Genomic DNA, 17353 nt, shown 5'->3' with positions numbered 1-17353 from the left:
GATGAAATATACACATCAAATGTAGTCCGTTGATTTCCGCTCCGGACACTTGCTTTCCGCGGGGACGGATGGGAGCCTCCTCGGCTTCGCCTGTGGGGTCTCCCATGCCCTCTACTTTCCCGCAGGAGTCAAGTGTCCTCCGCTACAATCAACTCACGGGATAAACGTTATTTGCTACTAGAAAGAGGCTTAAATTAATTAAATTCGCTATTGAAACGAAAATTTAAGATAAAATGCATTTATTGTACCTTTAGTAAGGCGAATATTTTACTATGAGTCACCCCTGTTGGTTGGAGTGCAAGGCGTGAGACTCCTGCGGGAGCAGCGTGTCAAGGGAGACCCCGCAGGCGCAAAAGCGCCGAGGAGGCTCCCGAGGCCGCCCTGGATAAGCGAACGCCTGGAACGGAGACCAACAGGGTGTTATTGTTGACACCTTATCTTTAGGCCAACCCTATTCTTAAAGCAACAACCCATACAAAAAGAATTTTTTAAAAAATTTGTTCTGTTAAACTCTCAGGTCTTTGAAGTTCTGCCATTCAGGGGGAAGCAAATTTCGATATTTGGAGGTGTAGTAGCGGTCATCGATAATCAGTATAAAGCCAGAATCCTTTTCGGTTCGAATCAATCTACCGCCTGCCTGCTGCACCTTATTCATACCGGGATATACGTAGGCGAAATCAAAACCGTCGTAGCCCTGCTCATGAAAATGTTCTTTCATGACATTTCTCTCCAAGGTGACTTTGGGTAGACCGACCCCTATGATGACCACTCCATTTAACCGGTCTCCAACGAGATCAATGCCCTCTGCAAATATTCCACCAAGAACAGCAAAACCGAGCAGCGTATCCTTACGTGCCTGGAAATTATTCAAAAAGACTTCTCTGTCAGTCTCAGACATAGCAGGCTGTTGGACAATCGTCCTTACATGATCAGGCAAATCGTTTTTCATATAAGCGTCATATACCTGCATTAAATACTCATATGAAGGAAAGAACACCAAAAAGTTCCCTTCCTTTGAATGAAAGGTTGTAATGATCGATTTTACAATCGGCTCGATGGATTTGTCCCGATCTCGGTACTTGGTGGAAACTGCATTAGCATATACCTCAAGCTGCTCTCTTTTGAAAGGCGATTCAATGGAAATGTGATAGTCCTCTTTTTCCCCGCCGAGCAATGTCTGATAATAGCCGAGCGGCTGCATCGTTGCTGAGAAAAACACAGTTGCATAAACCTTCTTCGTTAAAGATCTAATCACAGAAGAAGGGTCGAGACACGCGAGCTTCACATGCACTTCACTTTTATATATGGTGACTATCGTCTTGAAGTTCACATTATATTCTTTTGCCACTCTGACAAAGGCCTGTCCCTCATAGAAGCAAGTCAATACTTCTTCATACCCAGCACCTAAAGGATGAGCCTTGAGCCACCTCTCACATTCTTCCACTAGTGCTGCCATAAGCTCGACAATGTGGTGCGGCTTCTCTGATAAAACAAACAAATCTTTGTCCAAAAGCTCTTTTTTCCAATCCAATAGACCATCATTTACCGCTTTAAGCCTTCCATAAAGCGCTTTGTCTACATCTTTCACGATTCTGGCTGTTTGAAGGAACAACGATTTGGAAATGGAGGCAGAGTACATCTCCCTGGCGCGGTCTGCAAGATTATGCGCTTCATCAATCAGGACGATGGTGTCTCTATGGAACTCACTCCATCTTTGCATCCTCACTTTTGGATCAAAGAAGTAGTTATAGTCACAGATAACGGCATCTGCATACATCGCAATGTCGAGGGAAAATTCAAAAGGACAAAGTTTATGCTTGCTGGCATATGCCTCTATTACCCGTCGGTTCATGATCAGCTCATTGGCCAGGATGTCTTTCAGGCCATCTTTAAGTCTGTCATAATAGCCATCGGCAAAAGGACAGAATTCCTTTTGACAGCGAACCTCTTCCTGAAAGCATATCTTTTCCTTTGCAGTTATGGTAACTACTTTCAGATGCAAACCGTTTTCTATTAACCGTTGAAAGGCTTCTTCAGCCACCTGCCTTGTGACCGTTTTGGCGGTAAGGTAAATCATTTTCTCGCACTCTTTTTCTCCGATGGCAAGCAGAGTGGGATAGATGGTAGAAATCGTCTTTCCTATCCCTGTCGCAGCTTTGGCGAAAAGCCGCTTCTTTTCCTTAATAGTTTTAAATACCGCTTTGGACAAATCCTTTTGCCCCTCACGGTAGCTGGGAAACGGGAAAGACAGCTGTTTTAGACTCTCATTTCTTTTTTGTTCGGATTCAAGTATGGTTCCCATAAAGTCCATATATTCCAATATAATGCCTTCCACATAGTCATCCAGTTCATTCAAGGAATATGTCTTTGTAAAAAGCTTCTCCTCCAGGCTGTCCCGTTTAGCAAAAAGGAGGCGTACAGATATATTTTCAAGCTCTTGCTGTTTGGCATAAATATAGGCGTACATCTTAACCTGGGCCCAGTATGTCGGAAAATCTTCTTCCGTCAAATTGGACAGCTCTCTTGAAGTTGTCTTAATCTCTTCGATGATCGTTTCTTTTTCATTCCGGTATATCCCATCGCATCTACCTTCGATCTGAAGAAGGAGAGATTGATATGGATAGTTGATTGACAGATGCACTTCTTTTTCATATTCTTCTCCACGGCTGCCCTGAAGCCGCTGATGAGTTTTCGTACCTTCCTGCATGATATTTGTTCCAACAAAGCGGGAGTCTATGCTGCCGCCCATCGCTACAAACTCCACAAGCTTTCTGACTGATACCTTAAGGGAGACATTCTTATCCATTCTATTACCCCTACCGTTCACATAATAGGTCAAGTATAACAAAAGAATATTGGAAGTAATGCATAATTATTTCAGGAACTCAGGAAAATATAGTAATTGGATAGTTTAGTAAAATCGGAGGTGTAATTTTCATGACTAAGAAGGAACCGACTGCGGTGCTTTCTTCTAATCTTGATGAGAATATCATGATTCTGCGGGAAGTGTTTGTCCATTCCGAAGACTTCGTTGTGGATTATACACCATATCAGGAAAAAGATGCGTTTCTTATTTACATAGAAAGTATTACAGAAAGGAAATTAATTGAACAGGAGATAATAAAACCCATTCATATCAGCCACGCGGACAATGTTAAGGAATTGCTTCCTCAGGCATTCATCAAAGAAACAAGCAGTATTAAGGAAATCTCAAAGTTCCTTTTGGAAGGGAATTCTATCCTTTTACAAAGAGATAACTCTCTTGCGATGATCTTCCAGTCACAGCTGCTGACTGAAAGAAACATCACTGAACCCGGAAGCGAGACCATTATCAGAGGCGCACATGAAGGCTTTGTCGAAACTTTAAGTACCAATATCTATCTGATACGGAAAAGGCTTCACAACCCAAAACTAAAAATCAAATATTTTTCAATCGGCAACGACTCGCATACAAAAGTGGCGATGATTTACCTGGATCATTTAGCAAATGGGAAAACTGTCGGCAAACTGGAAAAGCGCATATCCGATATCGATGCAGACTTCATTCTTGCACCAGGGCATATTGAGGAACATATCAGCGATAATGTATCCATATTCCCCACCCTGTTAAGTACAGAAAGGCCTGACAGGACGGTAGCAAACCTCATGGATGGGCGGATTGCAATTATTGCAGATAATAGTCCGAGCGCATTGATAGCACCTGTCACATTTTTTTCCTTCTTCCAGTCTCCGGATGATTATAATAGCAGATGGTATTTCGGTTCTTTTATCAGGTTTTTAAGAATTATGGGATTCCTCATAACAATCGCTCTTCCTGCAACTTATATAGCGATTGTTTCCTACCATTATGAAGTGCTCCCGACGGAGATTGTGGTTTCCATCAAATCTTCACTGGAATATGTACCGTATCCTCCACTCGTGGAAGCTCTGGCGATGCAAATAACGTTGGAGATACTGCGGGAGGCCTCGATCAGGCTTCCAAACCCCATTGCTCAGACTATCGGGGTCGTTGGCGGGCTTGTAATCGGAACAGCCGTAGTGGAAGCAAACCTGGTATCCAATACGATGATTATCGTTGTCGCCATCACTGCCATTTCTTCGTTCATTGTTCCAATCTCTGAAATGGGCTCATCCATCCGCTTGCTCGGATTTCCATTCATGATTTTGGCGTCACTTTTCGGCTTTATTGGAATGAGTTTCTTTCTCATGTTTGTACTAATTCATTTGTGCAAATTGGAATCATTCGGGACACCATTTTTCGCCCCATTTTCCACTCTAAGATTTTCGGAAATAAGGGATACCATTATCAGGACCCCACTGCCACTGTTTAAATCCCGTCCAAGTGACACACAGCCTCGAATGAAGAAAAAGACGAGAAACTAAGGAGATTTTTTATGCTAAAGGCAAGTGAGAAATCGATTAGCCAAAGTCAGCTATATTTTATTATCATTCAGTCGCAAATGGGTGTCGGAATTCTATCCCTCCCCTTTGCTGTCCATAGTACAGCCAAAGGGGACGGCTGGATTTCCACAATACTTGCTGGTATTGTCTTACAGATATGGTTGCTTATTTTTCTGACTTTATCAAGATGGTTTCCTGAGAAAAACATTTATCAAATCATGAAGCATCTGTTTGGAAGGTTCATCGGTTCGATTCTGATTATTGCCTATATCCTTTACTTTACTGCTGTAGCTGCCCTTGTAGCAGTCCTACAGACAGGTCTCATCAATAAATGGATTCTCACTTTGACCCCATTTTGGATTATTTATGTATTGATTATCGTTGTAGCGGTATACCTGGCTACTGATAACATTTTAACGATTGCCAGGTTTTTCAGTTTGACCACCGGTGTTATTCTTTTTTTCATCCTACTGGTATCAACCGTTTATCGCGATGCAAATTTATCTTATATACTACCGGTCGGGGATGGCGGTATAAAAAACATCTTCATAGCTGTAAAGGATGTGCTTATCGCCTTGGCTGGCTTTGAAATTATCCTGATGGTTTATCCCCTCTTAAAGGATAAAAAGAAAACATTCAAAACACTTACCCTAGCGAACGTCACAACCATATCCATCTACACTTTTCTCGTTTTCACGAGCTTGATTATATTTAGTCCAGTTGAAATAACATTAGTGCCTGAGCCTGTGCTCTATATGTTAAAGGCTATTTCGTTTGAGATAATTGAAAGGCTTGATTTGATTTTTTTATCCATATGGGTCATACCGATGACAAATTCTTTTATCATCTTCTTGTACCAAGCCAGCAAAGGGTTGAAGGAACTGTTTCATGCAGATTCCCATTCCCCCTTTGTACCTATTATCGTTATTCCTATTTTTATTTCAGGGTTCTTCTTGCAGGATAAATTCATTATTCAAAAGATAGACTCCTTATTTCAATACATCATCTACTCATTTGTCTTTTTCTTGCCAATCACCTTTTTGATTTTTGGAGTTTTCAAGAAAAAAAACGGAAAGGAGAAAAAACATGTCCCGTCTACGTAAGCTTTCTGTCACCATTATCATGATTGTCTGTCTTTTGCTTCTTACGTCCTGCTGGGACCAGCGTTTATTAAAAGATTTAAAGCTTGTGTTTACGGTTGGATTTGACAAAGGGGAAAACGACGAAATACTTTCCACGATTGCAATAAGGGAATCAAAGAAAGTCAGCATCGGCGGTGAACCTGGAGAGGCGACAGTTGCTGTTGTGAAGGCTTCAGGCATTACCCTGAGGGATACCAGGTTGCAGCTGGATAGGAAAATACCTGGTGAATTCTCTCCCAGTAAGATGAGGGTATATCTAATCGGTGAAGATCTGGCAAGAGAGGATTTGTACTCTATACTTGATATTCTTTACCGCGATCCACGGGCACCACTCGGGGCAAAGCTAGCCATTTCAAAAGGTGATGCTTCCAATGTTATTAAGATGGGGACCATTAAAGAAACTTTGCTGACCGAAGCAGTTACCGACCTTTTGGAAAATGGCGAGGAAAATACCATTATCGCAAATGAAACTGTCCAAACGATTTGTCCTATTATGTTTGATCCGTCTGCTGATTTTGTTTTACCTGTTATCGAGAGAATAGAACCTCATGATATACAGATAAGCGGAGTCGGACTAATCAGCGATAAAGTCTTTACAGGAGAAATTCTGCCCCCTTCTGATGCGACAATATTACTTTTGATGGCAGGTTATAAAGGAAAAAAAACTCAAATGGTTCTTAAGGTACATGAGGATGAAAAGATTGTAAGGAATCAGTACATGACATTACATATTAATAAGTCTAAACCCACTATTAAAATCCAGGCAGATTCTCCCGATTCCATAAAGGTTGAGGTGCATCTGGAGTTAAGCACCTCAGTTGCGGAATACCCCAAGAATAGTCCGCTAGATAAACAAAAGGTTGACAAACTGGCAGAAAAAGCTGTAACAATGATTGAAGAGAAATCCAAACCCATCCTGGCAACGATTCAGGAAGCCAATAGTGATGTTCTAAAAATAGGGGAAGAACTTCGGGTCCACCACCATTCGACATGGGAAGAATTAAAATGGAGAGAGACTTATCCAAATATCGAAATAATCCCTAAGATAAGTGTGAAAATAACAGGTACCGGGATAATCAACTAATTCTGATAAGGTAAATGACCTCGGATATCCGAGGTCATCCAATGTAACTATTCCCTAACAATAACTATTCCCTAACAAGCACAGCTCTTACAGGACTGCCATCTGCACCTGCTATTTTTAAGGGCAGTGCGATTAACTGGTATTCCCCTTCCTCCACGTCCCTTAGATCAATCCCCTCCAAAATGGCGATGTTCGCTTTATGAAGAAGATGATGTATGCTTAGTTTTTTACTATCCAACTGATCTACACTCGGGAGGTCTACTCCAATTAATGGAACTGACATTTCTTTTATAACAGCTACTGCTTCAGGATTTAAAGAGGGTATACTCCCAGGAAATGCCGCTTCATCCTCCCAAGCGTCTGTCTTAAATAAAACACGTTTCTTCTCATGTCCTTTTAACAGCTCCGTCAATTTCCCACGATCCAGCCCCTTAAGCTTGGACACCTTCAATACAATTGCCGGACCCATAAAAACAGACAGTTCAAGCTGGTCGACCTTTGCTCCATTCTCATCAAAATGATAAGGTGCATCCACATGCGTCCCAGTATGTACACTCATTTCGATGCTTCCCACATTAACAGAACCCGATTCCTCTTTTGTCCAGTTCAGAGAATAGGAGAATGGTGTATCACCGGGCCATGTCGGTGTTCCGGTATGAAGCTTCCGTGAAATATCGTATATGATCATCATTATCCTCCTAGGCTACTACTTCTCGTTCATTTGAATACTTCTCGTAATGCTTGTGCTGCATAATACCTTTCAGAATGGCGACCATCCGATAAACCTCTTCGTATGTGGTGTATAGGGCAACCGGGGCCAGCCTGATTATGGATGGCTTTCTGAAATCAGGGACAACACCATGCTCCTTCAAAGATTTGCATATCCTTGCAGCTTCCGGATGTTCCAGACTGACATGTCCTCCACGATATCGGTCATCTATTGGATTCGCAATGATAAAATCGTATTCCGACAACTCCTGTTCAATGAGATCCATCAGGATTCTTGTTTGATGCAACGATTTTTTTCGGATTTTCTCCATTCCGACCTCATCAAACATTCTAAGTGACCCGAGTAGCGGTGCCATACTGAAAATATGCGGTGTACCAATCTGATAGGTCCCACTCGTCTCAGCAGGTGTAAAATGATGCTCCATATCAAATTGCTTTTCTTTATTGGAACCAAACCATCCTGTTAGACCAGGGGTCCTGCCAAAATGTTTTTGATGGACGAAAAGTGCTCCCACTCCTCCTGGACCTGAATTCAAATATTTATAATTGCACCAGTAGGCAAAATCGACTTCCCACTCATGAAACCGGTGAGGAATGGCACCAACTGAATGACAGCCATCCCACCCCACCAAAATTCCATGTTTATGTGCTTCGTGTGTTATCTTTTGAATATCCAATAATTGTCCGCTACGGTACAGGACAGTTGGCAAAATGAGTATGGCAACCTCATCGTTCAATGAGGCCAAGATATCCTGCTCATCTATAAGCTTTCCATCCCTGCTTCCCACTTGGATGAGATGTTCAGCAGGGTCGTACCCTTTCAACTTCAACATACTTTGGATGGCATAGATATCAGATGGGAAATTCAATACGTCAGCAACAATTTTAGTCCTACGCCCCTTTGGTTCATAAAAAGTGGCAAGAAGCTGATGCAGGTTACCGGTTGTGGAGCCTGTTACGATGACTTCTTCCTTTTTTGCTCCAACCAGTGGCGCACTCAATTCTCCCAAGTTCTCAGCAAAATAGAACCAAGGATTATCCCCTTTTATCCAACCGTCGATACCAAGCTTCTTCCATGAATCAAGCATGTCCAGCAATGCTTGTTCTGCCCTTTTTGACAATAATCCAAGCGAATTGCCATCAAGATAAATACTATTTTCATTTATGTAAAATTCTTTGCGATAGCCCCTTAATTCATCCTCGCTATCCCACTTCTTCATTTCCTCCATTGTGATGCTCATATTCATATACCCCTCCCCTTCATTCTCATTATCTCATTTTTCTGTGAATGCAAACAAGCGATAGTTCTACAAAAGATGTAGAAAAAGCCATAAAAAAGACCCTTCATAGAAGAGTCGCTCAGATCACATTTTGTGTAAGTTCAAAGAAAAGGGCATGCATTTTCTTTTCGGCCAGGTCGTTTACTCTGTTTCTTGTCTGCAAGGAAGGATTGCCATTGATTCGAAAGCTATAGTCAAGAATTTCTGGATGATGTTCTGAATACATAAACTCAATTTTCACTTTATGACCATCGGATTCCATAATAAGGGTACATACCTTATTCCCCATAAATTCTGTGATTTTCACTATGATTCCTCCTTCTCTCCTTTCAACACATTACTATTTCTACAAAGAAGGACAAAAACCTTTATATTTTATCTAATTTTTCAAACTTTTCAATCTAAAAAAGGAAGGCGTGAAACTTGTCGCCCTCCTCAGAAATTATTCTTTAAATGGTTATTTGCTTTCCTTATATCGCGGTTATTCCCAAAGGCATGTGTGACACCCCAAATGGTTGTATCACCCTCTTCTTCCGTCACCTCATTTAATGTCACATCTAGGTCATGAAAAATTCGGTGGAGGTAACGAAGGGCCGTTCTGTCACCCTCCCTTTCCACAAGCAAAATAAATCCGTGAGCATTTTCCATATCATTGAGTATCTTGGATGGGGCAAATCCTTCTGTCTTCATCCAATTAACAGCAGCTTTAAGTTCCTTCCACTCGTCAGAGGTAATCAGATTACGGATGTTCGCCGTTTCCACGCCTCCCCATCCTGTAATATCATTTAGATAGCTATGCTGGATGCTTAATGTCTCTAAAGTGGTTACCTCGCGATCAGGCTGATAGACGACACTTTCTTCATATTCCTTATGTTCTATTTCCTGTACAGAAGCTAAAGTGGTGGAGGAAAATAGGGACCCTTCATCGATAAAATCGAAAAAATGATAACCCACTAAGCCTAATATTAAAATAAATAATAGATTCAACATAAATTTTAACAAGGAAGTCACTCCCTTTCATTCGAATAATTAATAGGTTTCTTTTTGCTCATCTTCCTGTTTCTTGGTAGGATAAAAGAAAAACAACAGGTGAGAACTTATGAAAAAACAATCAACTATCTTTATTATCGTCCTTTTTTTACTATTGTTAATAGGTTGTCAGGAACAAAATGAACCTTCTACCGATGCCCCTCTGGATAATATTTTTGCTAATACTGAACTCAACTACGGGGAATATGTTTTTATTTTTGAAGATGTGGTAGGGCGTGCCAAAGCTATGGAGCTAGAGGATAAAACATTGGAAAAATGGGTGATAAGAGCGTTCGGTGATGAGAAACTATCAAATAAGAGGGATTTGACACCAGATGAGGCATTGAAAATAGCCAAGGAAAATCAGGCGGAAAACCAAGCCTGGATAACTGTCGCAGAGGAAAAATACGACGTGAAAGTAACAGATGAAGAACTGGATCAGTGGATATCAGCAGGCCCCGACCAAAGTGACATCCCTCAGCAACAAGCGTTTGCAGATGCATTGAAGCTTTCTTTAGAGGAATTGAATCATGAATTCGATCGTGAGTTATATAAACAAACCCTTTCATGGGAAAAATTGATACCGGTTCTGGAGAAAAAATATGAAACCAATGATCAAGAGATTTTGCTGGACAAGTACCTGGAGCAAGTAGAACAAGAAGAGAAATCCAAATGAAAAAGACGACAGGGATATGATGACATCCCTGTCGTCTTTTTCATTTTCTATGAGAAATCAAGTTGCCTATAAAGGCTCGCTTTCCTTTTATCTTTGAAACTTCCAAGGAAAAGAGGCAGAATAACAGCCATATCGTTCCTACAGCAAATCCTCCCAGGATATCACTCGGGTAATGGACATCCAAATAGACTCTGCTAAATCCCACAAAAATTGTAAGGAACAGCAATCCGATAATAGCAGCGATTCTACCGATAATAAGTTTTCTTTCCCTAGCTATCAAATATATAAAGAAGCCATAAAGGATGATACTCCCTGTAGCATGGCCGCTTGGGAAACTGAATCCATTCCCATCATAGGCCGGATTTAAGGAGGGACGAGGACGCTGAAATACATGTTTCAACAGAAGTACGAGGAGTCCTCCACCTCCATTTGCGATGATGAAAAACAGGACACCCCATCTATCCTTCTTGTAGAACCAGAGGAATATTGCAGTAATTGCCGTAACAGAAGCAATCCACCATACCGAGCCAGCTTCTGTAATGATTTTCATTTTCGAAAATACCAAATCATATTCATGCGATCGAAGGAAGCTCATGATCGCATGATCGAACACAAACTTTTCCTCTTCCAGGACCTCTTCTGCCAGTTCCAGAAATAACAACCCGGCTGCCACACTGACTGCCATACCAAGCAGAACTAGAAAGATGGCAACCCATTTTTCTCTTAAATAACCACTATTCAGCCATTTCATCATAACATTCGTTATTTTCAAGACGCTTCATCCTATCACAACAATTTTTTCATAGTATTTCTTATATTCCACTATGAAAAATTGATAAACGTCCTTCAAAACGAATGAATAACTTCAGCCCTACATTTTATTATAAGAATACATCATCCAGAAGCCGATATCCTGAAAACCGATACGCTTATAAATGGTTCCCGCTGCTGGATTATCATAAAACAGGCACAATTCTTTCCCCTCCTGGAGTAATTGATGACAAAGCTTTACCATGCATTGGGTGGCATACCCCTTTTTCTTATAGTCATGCAGGGTCGCAACGCCGACGACCATTGCTGATAAGGAATTTTCCGCAGTAGTGGAAGCAGTAGAAACCATTCTTCCATTTTCTTTTATAAAGTAAGATCGAGATACCCCTTTCTCAATCCCCCTACGCTTTCGTTCGACAGTAATAATGGAGTCGCTGAATTCCGGAACGCCATTCAGCAGCTCCACCAGTTCCTCCGCATCCTCAGGGACAGCCAGGTACACATCTGTCGTTGATACATTTTCCGTTGTGGAAGAATTCAGTTTGGTGCATTTCGCATAATAGGTCTCTCTTTTGCGTTTAAGGCGTTCTCTTAAGAATGGCTCCATTCTTTCCGTTATTTCTTTAAGGCCAGACATCATGGTGAAATCCGGATCCCGCAACATAATTTCCGTAAAACCCTTCGCATCAAAATCCTTCTGCGGCTTTGCGTAAGGGATGTAATTTTCCTGGTATTTAAGCAGGACCGCACGCAGCTCTCCGTTCTCGTCATAGTCCCCCCAAAGCTTTTGGAAATCCTGTTCATAGCCATACCCCTCAATATCACCTATTATGAATAAATTCTCTGCAGCTTGTTCCTTCACTAGATCGAAGCAGGCTACATGATCAGCTTCCGTTAGTTGTCGAATCATTATCTTTCCTCCTATTCAAGATTAGAAAATTCCAACCAAAAAGAATATTCTCATATTTTACTTGAGAGTTGTGATTCATGGAAGAGATTTTTTGAATGAAGATTACATGATGGACTTTTTTAGCCTCCTTCCACATGGAAAGGGCCTTCATCCAACACAAAAAGACCACCCAATACGGGCGGCCTCTGAAAATCTATTATTTATATACTTTTACTTGAACTTCTTGAACACCATAGTTGATTGCATCTTGCTTTTCCGGGATGAAGATATCAATCTTATTGCCTTTGATTGCTCCACCAGTATCTCCTGCAATCGCTTCTCCATAGCCTTCAACCCATACTTTAGAACCTAATGGAATGACATTTGGATCAACGGAGATAACCTTCATGTCTGGATTTTCAAGTAAGTTGATACCTGTTGCAGTAATCCCTGAACAGCCTTCACATGTAGCAGTATAGGCAGTTGCAGACATTGTTAGTTCCTGTACAACTTCCTCTTCAGCAGGTGTTTCCTCTGCTGGCTCCTCTGTTACTGGCTCTTCAGCTGGTGTTTCTTCTGCTGGTGCCTCTGTTACCGGTTCTTCAACTGGCGCTTCCTCTGGTGCCTCTGTTACCGGTTCTTCAGCTGGCGCTTCCTCTGCTGGTGCCTCTGTTACCGGCTCCTCAGCTGGCGCTTCCTCTGCTGGCGCCTCCGTTACCGGCTCCTCAGCTGGCGCTTTTGTTTGTTCCGGATTTGGATTTCCTTTTGTATAGATAATTAAATCATCATCTGCATAGATTAAATCAGGATTTTCAATGGAGTTCCATTGCGCTAGCTGTTGATAGGTAACTCCATCATAGTTTTGGGAAATTCCCCAAAGAGTATCACCTTTTACAATTTTGTAGCGTTCGGATATAGCCACTTTTAATCCTTGTTCCGGATGAATCAAGTCACCGGAAAGATTGTTCCAGTCTTTTAATTCCTGTACTGTTATACTATTTGCGTTGGCGATGTCCCAAAGAGTATCACCTTTTTTTACCGTTACTTCTGCAGCAGAGGCATTTGAACCTAGACTGAACGTACCTGCAAGGGCCGCTGCTGTTACTAATGAAAACATGGTTTTCTTCATACGAAATACCTCCTATGTATTCTGACTCAATGTTTCCAATCATATCATGATTTTGCTAGATTAAAAGAACAGTGGAATAACAGTTTCGTTACACGAGTGACGGGTATATTAAGGGATTGTTACAAAGTTTCCTTATATTAGAATATTAAGGAATACTCTTCTATCAAAGGATTTTACAACCAAAAAAATGGTCTGCGAAGAGTTTTTCATTCTCCGCAGAACCCATTAATCTACTATTTTGTTTTAGTGAGAGTAATCTGATACCAGCCACCTTCTTTGATGACAGGCTTCATATTTTCCACTTTTAGACCCGCTTGTCGAGCCAGTTCTTCCAAATCATCCTCAGATGGAAGGGGATAGAGATTATCAAACGCAGTAAAGAAGCTGTTAAATACACTAGAGAACTCTCCACCATGCTTGGAGTTATGGATTGGCGTCACGATGGAAAGAGTTCCTTTGCGGTTCAACCACTCATTGATATTTTTAAATAGAGTGGTTCTATCTTTTGGGGAGATATAATGGAGAATATTATTCAACATCACAAAATCAACTTTAGACTCTGGCCTCCATTCCTGCACATCTTTACAAAGTATCTCTATTTGTTCCTGCTCCCTGCAATTTCTTTTTGCTTCCTCTGCAACATCCTTGTTCAACTCTATGCCAAGCATCTCCGCCTTAGGGAATCTTTTCGAAAGCTTCAACAGATATCCACCACTTCCACAGCCGACGTCCACTACACTTTTTGGGTTTGCTTTCTTCATCACCTTCATCACTCTTGGTACAGCCAACTGTTCTAATAAGGAAGAGGTTTGTGCTACCACCATTCCGTGCTTCTCCTGGTTAAAGCTCTCTTTTTGATCCTCTTGCATCATTTTCGGGTACTTAATAAGTGTTGGGATATGAAGCTCCATCATTTCCTTCAGAAGTACGCCTGTCGATTTTGGGTTATTCTTGGTTGAAGGTACCATGAAGCGATTGGCTGTCTGATATCTCTGTTTGGAGCGCTGCTTCAGGTAGCCGATTACTCCCCCAACTTCCACCCACCTGACAAGGAGATCCTCCTTCAGCGAGAATTCCTGTGCAACTTCGGTTATTGTTTTTGGCTTTTTGAAGGCTTCATATAAGTCCAACTCATAGCCTACATATGCATGCCAACTATATAAAAAAGGCAGATTCCTTTTCATATATCCTCTTGCTTTGAATAGTCGAACATATTCACTTATCATCCCTTGACTTCCTCCTCCATGTCCCTCCAAGGATAATCATCCCTCTTTGTAAATAGATGACGCTTATCCAAGTAAAAATCCATCTCTTCTTTTCTTTTAGGGGCCACTCCCGTCTGAATAGCCCTATCGATGATGGTTTCCTTCCAAATACCCAGTCCGGAAATGTTCAGCATATGCTTAATATGAAGTACAGGGTCATTGGTCAGCTGGTCCATCACTTTCTTTCTCCACGATACAAACGAGCGCAAAGGCCGGGAATAGGCAAGTGCAGATAAATGACTCAGTTTTAGAATATGATGTACACGTGGCCTTCTTACTTCTTCGTATAATGATAAAAGTTCGCTTGAATGTCGGTTATGTTCATACATCCAACAGAAGAGCTCCCCGATCACATCCCCATCCTGGATAGCAAGGTTCATCCCTTCACCTGCCATGGGATGAACACTGTGAGCGGCATCTCCCAATAAAACGATATTATCTTTTACATAGCTGGAAACATGATAATGGACAGGAATCATGAGTTGTATCTGTTTCCATGATTCTATTCTTTGCACATACCCATCCAATGATGGACACAGTTCTAAGTATTTTTCATAAAAAGATTCCAAACCTTCCTTTATCATTGTTTTATAGGAACCCTTTGGAATCAGATAAACAGACCTCACCATGTTGTTTGGAAGCGGAAAGAGTCCTAGGAAAGTCCGGTCGGTTGAGATTATTTTTCCTTCGGTAAGGCTTTTGGGCCTTGGAAAGGTTACAGTCAGAAAATGATGGTCATATTTCTTTTCTTTCCGGCGCAACTGCATGAAATCTCGGACCTTCGACTTTCTTCCTTCGGCACTCACATAATAGTCCGCTTCAATAAAAACCTCTTCCTTCCCGAGCTTCACTTTTGCCAGAGCATTTTCAAATCCCATGAACCTGCCAGGCTGGATATACTTGAAAGATGGATATTTCTCCGCTTCCTCGAGCAGTATCGTTTTTAATGTTTCGTGAGGAATCATAAGAGCATGATGGTATGGTTTCGGGAGAATGTTATAGCTCATTGATCGAAATGGCAATTCTTCATTGTTAACATCTTCCGTTTTTTTTCTCTCGACCAGATCTATTTTGTTAATGATATGCCCCGCATCCAATACAGGTGGTAAAAGGCCGATACTGTCAAAGATTTGCAAAGTCTTTGGCTGGACGAGCTCTCCTTTATATAGGTGGGGGCTTCCCTTCATCTGCTCCACCAGAGTTACTCCTATTCCGCACCTTGCAAGCTTGAGAGCGACCGTCAAACCTCCTACCCCTCCTCCAATCACCAATACATTCGTCTTCATAATCGTCACCACCTATAGATTTCTTTCCACTTTTATTCAGATGTGAAACTTTTGAACTCTCTGATAATAAGCTTGATTATTCAACGCACATTCAAAAAAGCCCTCCACTATTGTCAGTGAAGGGCTTTTAACCATTTTATCGTTTTGCACTCGTTGAACGTTTCAGACTTTCCAGATCCTCTTCCACAGCTGACCATCTTTGCTCGACCATCAGCTTGGCATCATCCACACCTTGATTATAATAGTAGAGACCGATCTCTTTCACAAAAAAATCAACAAGCATTTCCGCTCCGAGCTCGCCAATTGTTTCGTCCCTCTCCAGTTCAAAATAGGTCTGGATTCTGCCGATCATTTGGTCTTTTGCTTCTTTTGGCAATTTAATCATATACTTAATCACACCTTGCAGTAGATTTAACCGCTGTTTTCGGATGCTTCAAGCAACGGTTCATACATCATGATAGCATGATTTTCCGTAATATACTGATCATCCACCTCAATCCCCTGCAAGTTCGATACTTTTCGATGTATGATGTTATGGCGAAGATAACCTCCCCAATATGCAGGAGTTATCCGATGATCTTTTTCATACACCTTATAGCTTACAAGTTGTGGGTTGGCCATCCTCCATTCTCCGACCAATTGATCCCCCTTGACCATGACACAAAGTTGAAATGGCTGATTGGTATCATTTCGAATCTGCAGATCCAAGTAATTGTAAGAGCATGTTGCCCCACTTCCGAAGGGCTGCGTTCGTCTTGAGTCGGGAAACACATCAAAACTGTGACGATATCGTTCGGTCACTGTTAAAGGAGTATGTAAAGTCATCCAGTATATCAAGTTTGAAAGCTGGCACAGTCCGCCACCTAGCCCCGGTTTGAACTTTCCGTAAAATAACACCATTCCATCCACGTAGCCTTTATCTTTGGTTGGCTTTCCGATTAGCTTCCAGTAGGAAAAAGTTTCTCCCGGCTTCAGTACCACACCATTTAATTTTTGTGTTGCAATGCGGAGATTGATCACTTTATTATGTTGGTACCACATTTCAACATCCTTTAACTTTCTTAAGGTGGGAGTGGAATGTTTAAAAGATATATATGGCAGCAATTCATCTGTCTGATGATCCGTGTACTTGATAGAATCCGTTTTCCACTCTATCCATCGTTTTGCTATGTAGAATTGAGTTCCTAGCCAAATTCGGAGAGCAGACCTGGGCTTAGGTCTTAAATCCACGTTATTCAATTATAGTCCCCCCAGAAAATCCCTTTTAACTAATAGACGATTATAACACGAGAAAGTTTCGAATAATAAAAATATTAAAAAATGATTCCTTTAACATTATTTCTCAAGAATAATTGTCTGCTCTCATAAAAGAATAAACACTAGTTGAGAATTTATTTGAGAAGGTGAAGACCATGGAGATACCTCAACCATCCAATTCTGCTGATTTAACGATCGGTGACTCAGTTTATCTTTTCTATCGCAACCCACATACCCAAAATGTAGCAACCGTGCAGGAAGCGCAAGTGGTACCTGACCCGCACGATTCAAGTCAATTAGCATTATTTCTTTATGATACCTATTATCCGCTATCAGATGAGTTTGTCTTTTTCAAATCTTTGGATGATGCAGAAGCTATGTATAATGACTATTTTGGGCCTACATATGATTAGGA

The 17353-nt window shown here is 41.3% G+C and carries 17 protein-coding genes; 5 read left to right on the top strand and 12 right to left on the bottom strand.

Annotated features, from left to right (window positions below; genetic code table 11):
- Positions 1–505 precede the first annotated feature (505 nt).
- Positions 506–2806, bottom strand: coding sequence for an ATP-dependent DNA helicase (locus tag ACQCT5_RS15490; protein ID WP_499642901.1), 2301 nt, complete (start codon positions 2804–2806; stop codon positions 506–508).
- 131 nt (positions 2807–2937) lie between these two features.
- On the opposite strand from ACQCT5_RS15490, the gene ACQCT5_RS15485 reads away from it, so the two are divergent.
- Genes ACQCT5_RS15485 through ACQCT5_RS15475 form a run of 3 tightly spaced genes read left to right on the top strand, consistent with a single transcriptional unit; the run spans position 2938 to position 6627 of the window.
- A complete protein-coding gene (locus tag ACQCT5_RS15485; protein WP_499642900.1) occupies positions 2938–4383 on the top strand; it encodes a spore germination protein in 1446 nt (481 codons plus the stop codon).
- Positions 4384–4394: 11 nt separating this feature from the next.
- The gene (locus ACQCT5_RS15480) at positions 4395–5504 is read left to right on the top strand and encodes a GerAB/ArcD/ProY family transporter (RefSeq protein WP_499642899.1); all 1110 of its coding nucleotides are present in this window, start codon (positions 4395–4397) and stop codon (positions 5502–5504) included.
- Entirely contained in the window at positions 5488–6627 is a 1140-nt protein-coding gene (locus ACQCT5_RS15475; RefSeq protein ID WP_499642898.1) for a Ger(x)C family spore germination protein, read from the top strand. The genes ACQCT5_RS15480 and ACQCT5_RS15475 overlap by 17 nt, the downstream gene beginning before the upstream one ends.
- 64 nt (positions 6628–6691) lie before the next feature.
- Here ACQCT5_RS15475 and kynB read toward each other — a convergent pair whose 3' ends face one another.
- The 4 genes from kynB to ACQCT5_RS15455 all read right to left on the bottom strand — a co-directional run bounded on the left by kynB (position 6692) and on the right by ACQCT5_RS15455 (position 9638).
- A complete protein-coding gene (gene kynB / locus ACQCT5_RS15470) occupies positions 6692–7315 on the bottom strand; it encodes an arylformamidase (protein ID WP_499642897.1) in 624 nt (207 codons plus the stop codon).
- Positions 7316–7325: 10 nt separating this feature from the next.
- The gene (gene kynU, locus ACQCT5_RS15465) at positions 7326–8603 is read right to left on the bottom strand and encodes a kynureninase (RefSeq protein WP_499642896.1); all 1278 of its coding nucleotides are present in this window, start codon (positions 8601–8603) and stop codon (positions 7326–7328) included.
- 112 nt (positions 8604–8715) lie between these two features.
- Positions 8716–8943 carry a hypothetical protein gene (locus ACQCT5_RS15460; RefSeq protein ID WP_386636065.1) on the bottom strand — a complete coding sequence of 76 codons (228 nt, stop codon included), beginning with the start codon at positions 8941–8943 and terminating at the stop codon, positions 8716–8718.
- 128 nt (positions 8944–9071) lie between these two features.
- Positions 9072–9638, bottom strand: coding sequence for a hypothetical protein (locus tag ACQCT5_RS15455; protein ID WP_499642895.1), 567 nt, complete (start codon positions 9636–9638; stop codon positions 9072–9074).
- 97 nt (positions 9639–9735) lie between these two features.
- Between ACQCT5_RS15455 and ACQCT5_RS15450 the strand changes: the two genes are divergently transcribed.
- Entirely contained in the window at positions 9736–10341 is a 606-nt protein-coding gene (locus tag ACQCT5_RS15450) for a hypothetical protein (protein ID WP_499642894.1), read from the top strand.
- A 40-nt stretch (positions 10342–10381) separates the two neighbouring features.
- On the opposite strand, the gene ACQCT5_RS15445 is transcribed toward ACQCT5_RS15450, so the two are convergent.
- The 7 genes from ACQCT5_RS15445 to ACQCT5_RS15415 form a co-directional block, all read right to left on the bottom strand.
- A complete protein-coding gene (locus ACQCT5_RS15445) occupies positions 10382–11113 on the bottom strand; it encodes a phosphatase PAP2 family protein (RefSeq protein ID WP_499642893.1) in 732 nt (243 codons plus the stop codon).
- Between the two features lie 99 nt (positions 11114–11212).
- A complete protein-coding gene (locus tag ACQCT5_RS15440; RefSeq protein WP_499642892.1) occupies positions 11213–12022 on the bottom strand; it encodes a GNAT family N-acetyltransferase in 810 nt (269 codons plus the stop codon).
- Positions 12023–12218: 196 nt separating this feature from the next.
- Positions 12219–13130 carry a 3D domain-containing protein gene (locus tag ACQCT5_RS15435; RefSeq protein ID WP_499642891.1) on the bottom strand — a complete coding sequence of 304 codons (912 nt, stop codon included), beginning with the start codon at positions 13128–13130 and terminating at the stop codon, positions 12219–12221.
- A gap of 233 nt (positions 13131–13363) precedes the next feature.
- Positions 13364–14356, bottom strand: a complete 993-nt coding sequence (locus ACQCT5_RS15430) for a class I SAM-dependent methyltransferase (protein ID WP_499642890.1) — start codon at positions 14354–14356, stop codon at positions 13364–13366.
- Positions 14353–15681, bottom strand: coding sequence for an FAD-dependent monooxygenase (locus tag ACQCT5_RS15425; RefSeq protein WP_499642889.1), 1329 nt, complete (start codon positions 15679–15681; stop codon positions 14353–14355). The genes ACQCT5_RS15430 and ACQCT5_RS15425 overlap by 4 nt, the downstream gene beginning before the upstream one ends.
- Before the next feature lie 136 nt (positions 15682–15817).
- Positions 15818–16066, bottom strand: a complete 249-nt coding sequence (locus ACQCT5_RS15420; RefSeq protein WP_499642888.1) for a DUF2164 domain-containing protein — start codon at positions 16064–16066, stop codon at positions 15818–15820.
- 26 nt (positions 16067–16092) lie between these two features.
- Positions 16093–16920 carry a VanW family protein gene (locus ACQCT5_RS15415; protein ID WP_499642887.1) on the bottom strand — a complete coding sequence of 276 codons (828 nt, stop codon included), beginning with the start codon at positions 16918–16920 and terminating at the stop codon, positions 16093–16095.
- Between the two features lie 173 nt (positions 16921–17093).
- On the opposite strand from ACQCT5_RS15415, the gene ACQCT5_RS15410 reads away from it, so the two are divergent.
- Entirely contained in the window at positions 17094–17351 is a 258-nt protein-coding gene (locus ACQCT5_RS15410) for a transcriptional regulator SplA domain-containing protein (RefSeq protein WP_499642886.1), read from the top strand.
- Positions 17352–17353: the final 2 nt, after the last annotated feature.

The organism is Sutcliffiella halmapala, assembly GCF_050107295.1.
Classification (GTDB): Bacteria; Bacillota; Bacilli; order Bacillales; family Bacillaceae_I; genus Sutcliffiella_A; species Sutcliffiella_A halmapala_A.
Note: the sequence above shows the minus strand (reverse complement) of the source record. Positions and strands in the feature narration are given on the sequence as shown.

Coding starts and splice junctions, on each gene's coding strand:
- kynB (WP_499642897.1), bottom strand. CDS start 7,315: ATGATCATATACGATATTTCACGGAAGCTTCATACCGGAACACCGACA.
- kynU (WP_499642896.1), bottom strand. CDS start 8,603: ATGAATATGAGCATCACAATGGAGGAAATGAAGAAGTGGGATAGCGAG.
- ACQCT5_RS15410 (WP_499642886.1), top strand. CDS start 17,094: ATGGAGATACCTCAACCATCCAATTCTGCTGATTTAACGATCGGTGAC.
- ACQCT5_RS15480 (WP_499642899.1), top strand. CDS start 4,395: ATGCTAAAGGCAAGTGAGAAATCGATTAGCCAAAGTCAGCTATATTTT.
- ACQCT5_RS15430 (WP_499642890.1), bottom strand. CDS start 14,356: ATGATAAGTGAATATGTTCGACTATTCAAAGCAAGAGGATATATGAAA.
- ACQCT5_RS15450 (WP_499642894.1), top strand. CDS start 9,736: ATGAAAAAACAATCAACTATCTTTATTATCGTCCTTTTTTTACTATTG.
- ACQCT5_RS15425 (WP_499642889.1), bottom strand. CDS start 15,681: ATGAAGACGAATGTATTGGTGATTGGAGGAGGGGTAGGAGGTTTGACG.
- ACQCT5_RS15420 (WP_499642888.1), bottom strand. CDS start 16,066: ATGATTAAATTGCCAAAAGAAGCAAAAGACCAAATGATCGGCAGAATC.
- ACQCT5_RS15485 (WP_499642900.1), top strand. CDS start 2,938: ATGACTAAGAAGGAACCGACTGCGGTGCTTTCTTCTAATCTTGATGAG.
- ACQCT5_RS15475 (WP_499642898.1), top strand. CDS start 5,488: ATGTCCCGTCTACGTAAGCTTTCTGTCACCATTATCATGATTGTCTGT.
- ACQCT5_RS15440 (WP_499642892.1), bottom strand. CDS start 12,022: ATGATTCGACAACTAACGGAAGCTGATCATGTAGCCTGCTTCGATCTA.
- ACQCT5_RS15490 (WP_499642901.1), bottom strand. CDS start 2,806: ATGGATAAGAATGTCTCCCTTAAGGTATCAGTCAGAAAGCTTGTGGAG.
- ACQCT5_RS15435 (WP_499642891.1), bottom strand. CDS start 13,130: ATGAAGAAAACCATGTTTTCATTAGTAACAGCAGCGGCCCTTGCAGGT.